10 protein-coding genes and 1 other annotated feature are annotated in these 13,077 nt (G+C 49.5%); of the genes, 3 read left to right on the top strand and 7 right to left on the bottom strand.

Annotation, left to right across the window (positions count from 1 at the left end; genetic code table 11):
• Positions 1-852 (bottom strand): MetQ/NlpA family ABC transporter substrate-binding protein, encoded by an 852-nt coding sequence (locus BN54_RS07675; protein ID WP_019206604.1) that lies wholly within the window; start codon positions 850-852, stop codon positions 1-3.
• A gap of 97 nt (positions 853-949) precedes the next feature.
• Positions 950-1,188: a binding site (T-box leader), on the bottom strand.
• A gap of 172 nt (positions 1,189-1,360) precedes the next feature.
• On the opposite strand from BN54_RS07675, the gene BN54_RS07670 reads away from it, so the two are divergent.
• Together BN54_RS07670 and BN54_RS07665 are read left to right on the top strand one after the other, a co-directional pair.
• A complete protein-coding gene (locus BN54_RS07670; RefSeq protein ID WP_019206603.1) occupies positions 1,361-1,756 on the top strand; it encodes a hypothetical protein in 396 nt (131 codons plus the stop codon).
• Positions 1,757-1,817: 61 nt separating this feature from the next.
• Positions 1,818-2,570 carry a flavodoxin family protein gene (locus BN54_RS07665; protein WP_019206602.1) on the top strand — a complete coding sequence of 251 codons (753 nt, stop codon included), beginning with the start codon at positions 1,818-1,820 and terminating at the stop codon, positions 2,568-2,570.
• A 79-nt stretch (positions 2,571-2,649) separates the two neighbouring features.
• On the opposite strand, the gene BN54_RS07660 is transcribed toward BN54_RS07665, so the two are convergent.
• The 4 genes from BN54_RS07660 to xylA all read right to left on the bottom strand — a co-directional run bounded on the left by BN54_RS07660 (position 2,650) and on the right by xylA (position 8,338).
• Positions 2,650-3,474 carry a histidine phosphatase family protein gene (locus tag BN54_RS07660; RefSeq protein WP_040470089.1) on the bottom strand — a complete coding sequence of 275 codons (825 nt, stop codon included), beginning with the start codon at positions 3,472-3,474 and terminating at the stop codon, positions 2,650-2,652.
• Between the two features lie 216 nt (positions 3,475-3,690).
• The gene (locus tag BN54_RS07655) at positions 3,691-4,845 is read right to left on the bottom strand and encodes an RNA-guided endonuclease InsQ/TnpB family protein (RefSeq protein WP_019206600.1); all 1,155 of its coding nucleotides are present in this window, start codon (positions 4,843-4,845) and stop codon (positions 3,691-3,693) included.
• Between the two features lie 333 nt (positions 4,846-5,178).
• Complete coding sequence (xylB, locus tag BN54_RS07650; RefSeq protein ID WP_019206599.1) at positions 5,179-6,687, bottom strand: xylulokinase; 1,509 nt, start codon at positions 6,685-6,687, stop codon at positions 5,179-5,181.
• Between the two features lie 301 nt (positions 6,688-6,988).
• Positions 6,989-8,338, bottom strand: coding sequence for a xylose isomerase (xylA, locus tag BN54_RS07645; protein ID WP_019206598.1), 1,350 nt, complete (start codon positions 8,336-8,338; stop codon positions 6,989-6,991).
• Positions 8,339-8,712: 374 nt separating this feature from the next.
• Between xylA and BN54_RS07640 the strand changes: the two genes are divergently transcribed.
• Positions 8,713-10,092 carry a sugar porter family MFS transporter gene (locus BN54_RS07640; RefSeq protein WP_019206597.1) on the top strand — a complete coding sequence of 460 codons (1,380 nt, stop codon included), beginning with the start codon at positions 8,713-8,715 and terminating at the stop codon, positions 10,090-10,092.
• 70 nt (positions 10,093-10,162) lie between these two features.
• Here BN54_RS07640 and BN54_RS07635 read toward each other — a convergent pair whose 3' ends face one another.
• A complete protein-coding gene (locus tag BN54_RS07635; RefSeq protein WP_155818347.1) occupies positions 10,163-10,570 on the bottom strand; it encodes a hypothetical protein in 408 nt (135 codons plus the stop codon).
• 417 nt (positions 10,571-10,987) lie between these two features.
• Positions 10,988-13,077 (bottom strand): mucin-binding protein (locus BN54_RS07630; RefSeq protein ID WP_191976455.1); only part of this gene is annotated, 2,090 nt, incomplete at its 5' end.

Genomic DNA, 13,077 nt, shown 5'->3' with positions numbered 1-13,077 from the left:
TTACTTGAGGTTCAAATCCCAAGCCGTAATTTCTTTGTCACCGTAGTACTTGTGGATCAGTTGCTTAACTTCCTTGGTTTGGTAAGCCTTCACTACGGCCTTGTAAGCATCCTTGTTCTTGTCCTTCTTGTTAGCAACAATCACGTTGATCCATTGCTTGGAATCCTTGTTCACCGGTTCCGTGTAAAGAATGTCCTTATCTGGTAACTTTGCGGCTTGCGCGTAGTTCGTGTTCACCACGGCCGCATCCACGTCAGATAATGCCCGGGCAGTTTGTTCAGCCCCTAATTCCTTAATCTTCAAGTTGTGGGGGTTGGACTTGATGTCCGCCACCGTGGCCAAAGTGCCGGCCTGCTTCTTCAGCGTGATCAAGCCGGCGTTCTTCAGAACAAACAGGGCCCGGCTTTCGTTGGAAGCATCGTTTGGCACGGCAATCGTCGCTCCATTTGGTAATTGCTTTAAGCTGGTGTACTTTTGCGAGTACAGGTGAATTGGCGTAATGAACGTCTTACCAATTGGCGTCAAACTACCCTTGTTAGCCTTGTTCCAAGCGTCCAAGAAGGCATAGTGCTGGAAGGCGTTCAAGTCAACGTCCCCGTTGGCTAAGGCCTTGTTGGGTTGGGTGTAGTCAGTAAAGCTCTTCAGCTTTACCGTGACCCCATACTTGTCCTTAGCGGTCTTGGCAATTTGTTCCCAAATCTTTTGTTCCGCGTTGGTTTGGGTCATCACCCCCACGGTAACGGTTTGGGCCTTTTGCTTTTGGGAGTGGGCAAAGCTAAAGATCCCACCCACAACCACAACGACGGCTAAGATCAGCCAAATAATCAAGTTTCTTTGTTTGCGCTTCTTCATGTTTCACAACTCCCTTTCTTAAAACCACGCCCACTTAGTCGGCAGCCTGCTGCTGGCGGGGAAAACAAAAAATCGCCCCTGACCGAAGTTTGCTTCGATCAAGGACGATTGCTCGTGTTACCACCTTTGATTCATCTCACCCTCACAGGTGAAATCTTGCCGAGTTACTCAAAATTGAATAACCCTGCATTGGTAACGGGTGCAAACCCGTCACTGACTAATGAATCGCCAGTGCCATTCCAAGCCCATCTTCACCAATCTAAGCCAACTTCTTTCCACCAACCAGAAGCTCTCTTGGTAGCCGCCATCAGTTACTCTGCTTTTCTAAATGTTTGTTTCGCTCATTTGATTGTCAGAATCATATCATTGTTTTCTAATCTTCGTCAACCCTTTTGCCTGATTTTTTTACAAACTTCTCAGAATGAGCTTTTCTGGGGGCAGCATCGCGTAACCCCACCCAAATGTGTTAAAATTAATAAGTTAACTTAAATCATAAGGAGGCCCGCCAGTGCAAAACCCATTTGGCAATCAAAATGACAACCAGGATTTCTTAAAAAATGTCCCCGTCCCACCGAACTACGCCAAAGTGATCAACGACGCTGGTGACATTCGGATCGCCAAGGTCGGGATTTCGTGGACCACCTTCTGGTTTGGCCCCCTGCCCGCCGTTTTCCGGGGGGACTGGTATAACTTTGCGCTAATGTTGGTTTGGGACGCAATTTACGTCTTATTTGCCCTGACCTTCCATTTCAGCGCTTTGTTGACCTTCCCATGGCCAGCCGTGGTCTTTACCTTTTTCTATAATATGATGTACTTCCGCCACCTGTTCACCAAGGGTTACCGGCCAATGGACCAACGTTCCAAAGCCCTGTTGGTCCAAAGCAAGTACTTAAAAGAAAAGTAAGTTCGACCGCAACTGCCCTCGGGTGTTGCGGCCTTTTCATTAAAGCGAGGTATTTTCTGTCATGCAAGTCTTAGGAATTTTTGCGGGGACTGATCCAAGCGGGGTAACCGCCCAAATGTTGCAAACGGTGCTGGCTGGGGTCAAAGCCCCCCACACCACCGTCACGGTCAACTTAAATGAGTATAATCTCCACTTGGCAGCCCCGCGCCACCCAAACCGCGATCTGGGCCAGCTCACCCAACTATTGATCCAAAGTGACGTTTGGGTAATCGCGACCCCTACCTACTGGGGACACGAAAGCGGCTTATTAAAGCAATTCTTCGATGCCTTGCGCGCCCACTTAGTCCGCGTCGACCAAGCCGGCGGCATGCACCCGGGGCGCTTTAAAAATAAGCACTACGTGACCTTGACCAACTGCTACCAGGGGAAATGGACCAACCTCTTTAGCCCAGTCACCGACGCCACGTTCCAAAGTGTTGATCAAGTCCTGGGGACGGCTGGCCTGATTAAACTGGGCGAAGCCGTCCAGACTGGTACTTGGCCGACGCCGACTTTGGCACCGGAGAAAGTGGCAACTTTGCAAAAACTGAGTCAAAAAATCAACCGCAGCCAACGAAAGGATGATCAAACCATGAAACGCTACTTGCAACTCTTCGTCGTGGTCGCTTTAATGACCCTGATCACCATGGGCCTCCAACAGTTACTGCCCCACGGTGGCTTTTGGTGGACCTATGGCTCCTTTGTCATCATCTTCTTCGCCCTTTTAGCCACGATTTTGCACATTATGACCGTGAAATTACACGCTAGAAAATAACAGCGGCTAGTGAGTCCTCGCGCGGATTCACTAGCCGTCGTTATTTTAAGCACTAATTTGGGGTTGATTGTCAGCGGGGCTACTTGTGACTTTGTGCCCCCTTGTTTACATAGTGCAACGAACCGATCGCCCCTTTGATTTGGTAATGGCCATTATGATAGACAATCTTCGTTACTGAGGCATTCTTCAACGGTGCCCCTTGGTACTTGTTGCCCGGCAGGGTCGACAAGTATTCATTAATCGACATCCCCGAGCTGACCATTAACACCTTATCATTGTTCTTGCTGTTTTTGACAATCGTGGCCATTTCACTTTGCATCCGCTTTTGCACTTGGTGGGCACTTTCCGCCCGGTCGGCCTGGGCTAACTTCGTGTTCGGTTCGTTGCTTTGATCGAGCTTATAGTAAGCATCTTGCAGCTTGTTCCAATAATCCTTGCCGGTTTGCTTTTGGAATTCATCGCCGCTTTGGTAGCCGTAAACCCCGGCAATCTTTGCGTTGTCAGCCGCAATGCTGTCACCCTCAAAACTGCCGTAGCCGCCTTCCCGCAGCTTATTAGTCGTCGTCAGTTTCACGTTGCCGTTGCCCGACTTATCCAGGACGGCCCGGGCGGTCCGTTCCTGGCGGGTCAAGGTCCCACTGTAGGCATGATCAAATTTGATCCCCTTCAGCCCGTAACCCAAATCGTTGGCCACCATAATCCCATTCTTGGTCAACGGAAAGTCACTCCAACCTTGCACCCGGCCCATGACGTTCCCGGTCGTTTCCCCGTGGCGCGTTAAGTAAATCGTCACGGTCTTGTCAGGCGCGGCGGTCGCTTGGGGTTGGTGCAGTGCGGTCAAGCCAAGGGCGGCACTGGTCGTTACCGCTACGACCGCTAAACTTAATTTTTTGAATAAATGCATTGGTTTCAAACTGCTATATAAAATGTAGAACAACATAGAAGAGCAACCCTTTTATGCTGTTAGAAAGAATATAGTTTTCCTTTCTAAATTTTATTCATCATCGTTAAAACGCCAGTATTCCCACTCACCCAACTTGGGGTCAGCGACAGGGACTGACTAGAATGACCTCCAGAGGAAAGAGCTTCCCCAGAGCCAATAGCCTGGCTCCATGACAACTTAAAGCAAAGCTAACAAATTAGCGACCGCATTTTCGTCACGGTCCAGCGTCGCGCCACATTGGTAACAGATATATTGATCATGCTTCGTGTGATGCTTGTGATTACCGGCTAAAGTGACCTTATCATCGTCTTGCTTGATATGGCCACAAACGGAACAGCGTTGGGTACTCGGATAAAAATGATCCGCCACCAGTAAAGTTTTCCCGTACCAGTCACACTTGTAGGTAAGAACCTGACGAAAATACCCAAACATGGAACGTTGGAGCCCTTTTGCCGCAACATGACTCATCTGCATCTTTTTGACGGCGAGGTCCTCAATCACGAGCTGATCGTAAGTGTTGACCAATTGGGTCGTGAATTTTTGCATCAAGTCGTGTTGGACGTTAGCCACCCGCCGGTAATCACGCTGCAACTTGGCTCTCGTTTTGGCGTAATTCTTACTTTGGGTGGCCAACCGACCGTTAACCTTGCGCTTGCGAGCTAGTACTCGTTGATAATGCTTGATCCGCTTATAGATTTTTTGCAGGTGACTAGGCAAGGTGTTGAGTCGGCCAGCCGTGTAATCAAGATGGCCGACGTTGACGTCGACCGCTGTTTTCGCACCGGTTTTCGCTTTCGGGCCCATCATAACTTCAAGAGGTAAGCTGGCCCAGTACTGGCCGTTTTCCCGATAGATTGAAACGACTTTCAATTCACCAGTTAAATTACGGGCACCTTTGAACTTGATGTCGGGCCACGTCTCCTTAACCCCATGCGGTTTGTCGAGTCGTAAGCGACCGTTAACCAGTTTGGCCCGGTCGGTCTTAAAGCCCTGGCGGGGGGCCTTTTTCGACTTAAAGTGGGGCTTGCCCCAATCTGGTTGGGCCCGGTCAAAAAAGTTCTGCCACGCTTTACCCAGATCAGAAATCGCCAACTGCAGACACCGCGCCGACAGTTGAAACTGCCAGTCGGCCTTATTAGCAACCAGTTCATTCCGAACCTTGCGTTCGTTGGGCCGCTGCTTCTTATCAGCGAGGATCACTGAAGCATCATACATATCGTTCCAAAGGGCCAGACCCTGATTCCAACAGTAGCGTCGGTAATCGCACAGGTCATCGAGTACTTTTTTCATCGTCTGATTTGGATATAACTTTACCTTTTGCGTGCGCAACATCACAGTCACCACCTCTCAAGCCACCAATTCGGATACGTGAGATCGCCAAAGTACCAAAAAAACGATCAAACAATCGTGTTGTTGACACTTTAATCATCTCACTGTTCCCTTCGTTTCGCAAGTTTTTCGCTGGCATGACGCTGGCTATTTTGGTTAGCTAGTTTCCTAATATCCATCCTACATTTTGTCTTTCTCACGGACATTAGAGAGCGTTATTCCACATTGTTCGATATTTTAATTAACAGTTATCTCCTCCTTTACAATTTTGTCAAACAATCAACCCTCAGCATTGTAACCGTTACCATAAAAATTATCAAATTAACTAATTTTTAATTATTCACCATGCCGGCGGAAAGCCATCAGCTCATGGGTTAAGCCCTTGGTTTGGGCATAAACTTGGTGATAAATTTGGTAAAGTTCGTTATAACGCGCCACGTTCGCCGGTTGGGGTTGGTAGGTCTGGCCAAAGTGCACAAAGGCCTGCGCACAAGCTTGCAAGCTGTCAAACCACCCCAGGCCGACTGCCGCAATCATAGCGGCGCCTAAGCCCGGCCCTTGTTCGTTGGTCAGGGCCACGACCTTTTTATTGAAGATGTCAGCTTGCATTTGCAACCAAAAATCACTCTTGGCGCCCCCACCGATCGCCACGACCGTATCAAATTCTTGCCCGTTTTGATCATAGATATTTAAAATATCACGGAAACTAAAGGTGATCCCTTCCATCACGGCCCGGGTAAAGTCAGCCTTGGTTTGCATACTGTCAACGCCGATAAAGCTCCCGCGAATATCCGCATCAGCATACGGGGTCCGTTCCCCCACCACGTACGGCGTAAAGAGCAGCCCGTTGGCGCCTAAGGGCCGTTGGCTGGCTTTTTCCACCATTTCATCAAAGGCTTCCTCACTGGCAAACTGGTGCTTAAACCAGTTCAGCGAGTGCCCCGCCGCCAAAGTGACCCCCATCGAGTAATAGGTATCCGGAATCGCGTGGCATTCGTATTGAATTTGACCGTGGTAGTCGACGTCGGCCCGTTCTTCATACTTTAAAACCACCCCGGACGTCCCAATTGACGACATAACCATATTCGGTTGCAAAATCCCGGCGCCAACTGCCCCACACGCGTTGTCACCCCCACCGGCAAAGACCTTCGTCGCCGTACTCAAGCCCGAGAAGGTCGCGTAAGCGGAGGAAATCGTGCCGGTTTGGTCAATCGACTTGAGCAGTGGCGGGCACATACTCATCGGAATGCCAAAGGTATCGGCAATTTCTTGGCTCCATTGTCCCGCTTTGATGTCTAGTAGCACCGTCCCGGTCGCGTCGGAGTAGTCCATCCCCAGCTCGCCGGTCATGCAGAAGCGGACGTAATCCTTGGGCAGCAAGAAGGTCTTGGCTTGGGCCCAAATTTCCGGTTCATTTTCCTTGACCCACAGCAATTTTGGCAGGGTGAACCCTTCCAAGGGCCGGTTCCCCGTCAGTTCGACAAAGCGGTCGCCCATTTGCGTGGTAATTTCTTCACATTGCTTGGTCGTCCGGGTATCGTTCCATAAAATTGCGGGCCGCAGGACTTGATTGTTTTCATCCAACAAAACCAAGCCGTGCATTTGGCCAGAAAATGAAATCCCCGCTAAGTCCTCCTTGGCCAAGCCATCCTTTAAAATCAACCGGTCCAACGCGATCGTCGTCGCATAGAGCCAGTCTTGGGGATTTTGTTCACTATAGCCCGGTTGGGGTTGGCTCAGCGGATAATCATAACTTTGTTGGGCCACGACCTGCCCCGCCTTGTCCATAGCTGATACCTTGACGGCGCTGGTTCCCAGGTCGACCCCGATGACGTACTTACTCATTTTGCTCCCTCCAAAATCATTTTGCCTACTGGGCAAGAAAAAAGGATCCGCACCCAATTATGCGGTGATGCGAATCCAAATTCCATGTATTTTGCAATTTATTCCCTGGCGGCCCAGGCCTTGGCTGGACCGCCAATTTGTCTATGCCAGATTTCCATCACGAATCTGTCGCTTGAGACCATTCCCACCGTCTCAAGTGATTAGCCTTTGTTTCCAGTTTGGTGAACATTGAAAATTATGCGTGTGATTAGATTAAGTGTGTGATTGATGATTCGTTACGACTTGAACAACACCGGCTGGCTTACTTGGCCAACGTTTGGACAATGTAGTGGTTCAACGTGTCCTTGATTTGTTCTAAGTGATCAGATTGGGTTGCGGCCCGCAGTTCACTTTGTGGTACGTCAAGCAGCTTGGCTTCCAAGCTCTTGAAGTCTTCCTTGCCATCTTCGATATCCTTGCCCAGACCTTCGTCCCAAGAAGCGTAACGCGTCTTGACAACGTCGTCTAAGTAGCCATCTTCCTTCAGCGCCGCAGCAACCCGCAGCCCAGCAGCAAAGGTGTCCATCCCCACAATGTGACCGTAGAAGAGGTCTTCGGCCGTCCAAGAAGTCCGACGTGGCTTGGAGTCAAAGTTCAGCCCCCCGCGTGGTCCAATTGAACCCGCTTGGACAACTTCCCACATTGCCGCCGTCGTTTCGTAGAGGTTGGATGGGTATTCGTCGATATCCCAACCAATCAGCTTGTCCCCTTGGTTTGCGTCCAAGGAACCTAACATGTTGGCTTCGCGCGCCACGCAAATTTCGTGTTGGTAAGTGTGGCCCGCCAGGTTGGCGTGGTTGCCTTCCAAGTTCAGCTTGAAGTCCTTGTCCAAGCCAAATTCGCGCATGAAGTTCAAGGTCGTGGCCGCATCAAAGTCGTATTGGTGCGTCGTTGGTTCCTTTGGCTTTGGTTCCAACAGCATTTGGGCGTCAAAGCCAATTTCGTTTGCGTAATCCTTGGCCAAGTGGAAGAGCTTGGCAATGTGTTCTTGTTCACGCTTCATGTCCGTGTTCCAAAGGGATTCGTACCCTTCACGACCACCCCAGAAGACGTAATTTTCCGCGCCGACGCGCTTCCCGACTTCCAGGCTGTGCTTTAATTGCGCTGCGGCATAAGCGTAAATCTTTGCCGATGGTGCCGTGCCCGCCCCGGATAAGAAACGTGGGTTAGTGAAGAGGTTGGACGTGTTCCAAAGTACCTTCATCCCCGTTGACTTTTGGTATTCAACGATCTTGTCGATGACCTTGTCTAAGTTGGCGTTGGTTTCACGCAGGGTGTTGCCTTCTGGGGCCAAGTCACGGTCGTGGAAAGCAAAGTAGTCAACGCCCAACTTGTTGTAGAATTCAAAGGCGTAGTCGACCTTGGCCAAGGCATTGTCCATTGGGTCCGTGTACTTGTCGTATGGCCGCGTGGCCGTGCCGTCCCCAAATGGGTCCACCAGTCGTTGGTCAAAGGTGTGCCAGTAGGCAACGGAGAACCGCAGCCAGTCCTTCATCTTCTTGCCCAGAATTTCTTCTTCTGGGTTGTAGTATTGGAACGCTAATCCCGACTTCTTACCATGTTGTGGTCCAACGTATTGAACCTTGTCAATTCCTTGCCATAAATCACTCATGTGAATAGCCTCCTACGGAAAATCTTAAATAGTTTGTTTAGACAACTAACTTACGAGTCATATACTAGTCCCTTTAGCCAAATTTGTAAACCCTTTCCCGGAAATTTCTGGTCATTTTTTTCGGAGCCCCACTTGGCTAGCGAAAATTCCCGCCCCGCTTTTCCGCGCTATTAAATGAAAGTTTTAATTTCGATCGTTGAGCAGAGTTAAGAAAGCGCTTTACCGAACCGACGAATTATGTTACACTTCTCACGTTGGTTGATTTACAAAACCAACTCATTTGACAGCTAACTTGGTTCTCTTTTCAAATCATACATGTCCTAACGATTCTGTGAAGCACGTTGGGGCCTTTAAAAAAGGAGTTGTCACTAATCATGAAGAAAGTTTCTCCTGGCTTTATTTACTTCTTCGGGGCCTTAGGTGGCCTGCTCTTCGGGTACGATACCGGGGTTATTTCCGGGGCGATCCTGTTTATCCAAAAGCAAATGTCACTCGGTTCTTGGGAACAAGGTTGGGTTGTTTCCGGGGTCTTACTTGGGGCCATGATTGGTTCCGTCGTAATCGGGCCCAGCTCCGACCGTTACGGCCGGCGGAAATTATTGCTATTATCTTCCTTGATTTTCGTGGTTGGGGGCCTGGGCTGTGCCTTTGCCCACAACTTCATCGCCTTAGTCTTGTTCCGGATCATCTTAGGGTTGGCCGTGGGGGCCGCCTCCTCAATGATTCCAACTTACCTGGCTGAATTGTCCCCAGCGGCGAAGCGGGGGACGGTCTCAGCCCTGTTCCAACTGATGGTCATGACCGGGATCTTCTTGGCCTACGTTGTCAACTGGGGCTTTGAAAACCTCTACACGGGGTGGCGTTGGATGTTAGGGCTGGCTGCTTTGCCTGCCGCAATCATGTTCTTCGGGGGGCTGTTCTTACCCGAATCCCCGCGTTACCTGGTGAAAATCGGTCGGGATGCCGATGCCCGGGCTATTTTGATGAACATCAACAACAACGATACGGCCGCCGTAGACACCGACATGGCCAAGATCAATGAACAAGTCCACATGCAAAACGGGGGCTTGAAGGAACTCTTTGGGACGATGGTGCGGCCATCCCTGGTCGCCGCGATTGGTTTGACGATTTTCCAACAAGTGATGGGATGCAACACGGTGCTGTACTACGCCCCAACCATTTTTACCGACGTTGGGTTCGGGGTTAACGCTGCCCTACTGGCCCACATCGGGATTGGGATCTTTAACGTGATTGTCACCGCCATTGCCATGGCGCTGATGGACAAGGTCGACCGCAAGAAGATGCTGATCTTCGGTGGACTTGGGATGGGGGTTTCCCTGTTTGTCATGAGCTTTGGGATGCACTTCTCCGGTGGTTCGCGAACGGCAGCCATCATCTGTGTCTTGGCAATGACGATCTACATTGCCTTTTTCTCCGCAACTTGGGGTCCCGTCATGTGGGTCATGCTGGGGGAAATCTTCCCGCTGAACATCCGGGGCTTAGGGAACTCTTTTGGTTCGTTTGTCAACTGGACCGCCAATTTGATCGTTTCCTTGACTTTCCCAGCGTTGCTTGACTTCTTCGGGACTGGGAGCCTCTTCATCGGTTACGGGGTCCTGTGCTTCTTGGGGATCTGGTTTGTTCACGCCAAGGTCTTTGAAACCCGGGGTCGTTCACTGGAAGACATCGAACAAATGCTGCGGGATCAAGCTCCGGACGAAAATTCGGCTGCGGTTCACGCACCCGTTAAATAACGGTTACGCTTAAGTTGCTGTCAGATTCAAACATCATCAAACTAAATGCCAAACCGGCGCGCCTGAGGGTTCAAGCGCGCCGGTTTTTTCGTGATTTAGTTTGATGATGTTTGGCCGGAAAGAGGCTGGGAAAAAAGTCCCAAGACTCAAAGACCGCTTGGATCTGCCGAAAATATCGAGGACCATCATCAACATTTTTCGGGGTAATTACGAATCCTTTGTAGTTTTTCGGATATTCAATATCAAAGATCCCCACGCCTACTGTATAAGGTCCGTTCATTTTTCCGGTGGCCTTAACAATTCGTGAAAATTGATTGGCAGCCAGGTTATGAAACTCCTTGAACTTAACAGCACCCAGGCCTGGTGCAAGATCTGGAATTAGGTGACCAGCTTCTGAATAGGCTGAACTCAAATCCCAGTCACGCTTCTCACCATTTGCTGGAAGTACGCCAGTCCGATGAACAACTGATTCGGCCAACAACTATCGGACGCAAAAATTACTTATTTGCGAAAACCGAAGCTGGGGCTGAAGCGAACGCCATTTGGTATACCTTCATTCAAACGGCTAAGTTAAATCAGCTCAAAGTACGTGAGTACTTAGAACATCTCCTATCAGCCTTCACATGGACTGAAAGTCCAGTCTGGGAGGCTTATTTACCGTGGGATCCAGAAATTCAACGTAAATTTGGAACTCAATAGACGCAAATAGCGCTCAGAAGTTGTCCTTCCTTCAAGGATACTTCTGAGCGCTATTCTGCTAAATACGGTCTATTATGCCGTGCTTACAAAAAAGCCCGCGAAGGTGGCATTTCTGATCTGCCATCTCGTGGGCTTTTCGTTTCGTTAACGATTAGTTACGAAACTCGCTGATTACCACAATTAGCTTGTGGAATCATTATTGGTCTTCGCGCTTCTTCTTTTTCAGTCCAAGCAAACCAAAGATACCTGCTAAGGCAGCTAAGCCGACACCGACAACTGACTCAGCATTGTGGTCAGTATTACCAGTTTGTGGCAATTGGTTAGCCTTTTGGTGATTATCGTTGGTAGTTGCCTGTCCAGGGGTAACGACTGCACCCGGAATGTTGGTATTGGCACCAGGTGTGGTTGGGTTAACCGGTGCCGTTGGCATGGTTGGACTCGTTGGTGTTGACGGGCTTGTTGGTGTCGACGGACTCGTTGGTGTTGAAGGACTCGTTGGCACTGATAGGCTTGTTGGCGTTGCAGGTGCGGTCTTAGCGGTATAGGTAACCGTTTTGACCACACTACTGCTTTCTGGGTTAACTACCAACTTATCAACCACCGCAACATCGGGTGTATAACCCTCAATCGTTGGTGAATCAACACTAGCAAAATGTCCAGCTGCTGGCATCCAACCTTGCCACGTTGTCACGCCATCTACCAAATCCGTCGTTCCGGACCGCGTAAAGCGAACAGTCTGAACTTTATCACCAACGGCCGGGGAGCCGTTAGCGTAAGTATAGTGGATGATTTCAGTGACCGTTTTCGTATCACTGATCGGCGTAGTCGCATGCTTGAAGTGAACCTCAAACCGGTTCTTTTGGTTATCAGCCTGATACTTATTGTCCTTAAATATATTACCTACTAGGATATAGTGTTGGCCTTCATAATCACTAATCCGCTGACTTGGTGCCACTTTAAAGGCAATCGCCTGACCAAACTTACCTTTAGCAGTATCTGTTATCAGCGTCGTGCCCGTCGTGTCATCGATGTAGGTAATCGTAGCCGTCTGGTCGTTGGCGGTGTAAGTAACCATCTGGGTAACGTTATCGCTAGTCGGGTTAATCGTAATGGCGTCAACACTGGCACGGTCTGGTGTGTAACCAGTAATCGTTGGTGATTGAACCGCCTTAAACTGCTGGTTTGCTGGTTTCCAGGCACCCCACTTGGTCTGATTAATAACCAGATCCGTCGTCCCATTTCGCTTAAAATCAACGCTGACCGTCTTCAGATCCGCAGCCTGACTACCATCAGCGTAGACATACCGGATGGTTTCCTTAACTTTCTTCACATCCCTAACCGGTTTAGTGGCGTGTGTTAAGTGAACTTCATAAACCTGGTTGACTCGATCATTATGGTCAAAGGTTAGTCCCTGTCCCTGTGTTTCATCAGAAACCAGCAGATAGTGTTGGCCAAGATAACCAGCAATCGTTGGTTGCGTCGTGTAGTTAGCGGAAGTATCAGAAGCCCCAGTTAAGGTCTTAGATTGTAACGTTTGCCCGGTCACGTCATCGATATAGTTGACGGTGATTTGCTGCTGGTTAGCCGTGTACTTTACTGTACGTTTGACATCCGGGTCACCATAACGAACCGCAATGGCCGGAATCTCAGCCTCACTCGGTGTGTAGCCAGCAATCATTGGCGAATCAACACTAGCAAAATGTCCAGCTGCTGGCATCCAACCTTGCCACGTTGTCACGCCATCTACCAAATCCGTCGTTCCGGACCGCGTAAAGCGAACAGTCTGAACTTTATCACCAACGGCCGGGGAGCCGTTAGCGTAAGTATAGTGGATGGTTTCAGTGACCGTTTTCGTATCACTGATCGGCGTAGTCGCATGCTTGAAGTGAACCTCAAACCGGTTCTTTTGGTTATCAGCCTGATACTTATTGTCCTTAAATATATTACCTACTAGGATATAGTGTTGGCCTTCATAATCACTAATCCGCTGACTTGGTGCCACTTTAAAGGCAATCGCCTGACCAAACTTACCTTTAGCAGTATCTGTCATCAGCGTCGTGCCCGTCGTGTCATCGATGTAGGTAATCGTAGCCGTCTGGTCGTTAGCTGTATAGCTAATCTCAACAGTTGTATCCTGAGTATCCTCGTTCACAGTAGTTTCAGCAATTTGAGCCGGGGCTGGAGTGTAACCTTTAAATTCTGGAGCTGAGTATGTTTCCCACTTAGCAGTAGACCATTTACCCACAGATTTGATTTCCCCAGTAGTTGCATCAAGAATCCCTTTCC

It is taken from the genome of Limosilactobacillus ingluviei str. Autruche 4, assembly GCF_000312405.1.
In the GTDB taxonomy this organism is placed as follows: domain Bacteria; phylum Bacillota; class Bacilli; order Lactobacillales; family Lactobacillaceae; genus Limosilactobacillus; species Limosilactobacillus ingluviei.
The sequence above is the reverse complement of the archived record's forward strand: the minus strand, read 5'-3'. Positions and strand labels throughout refer to the sequence as shown.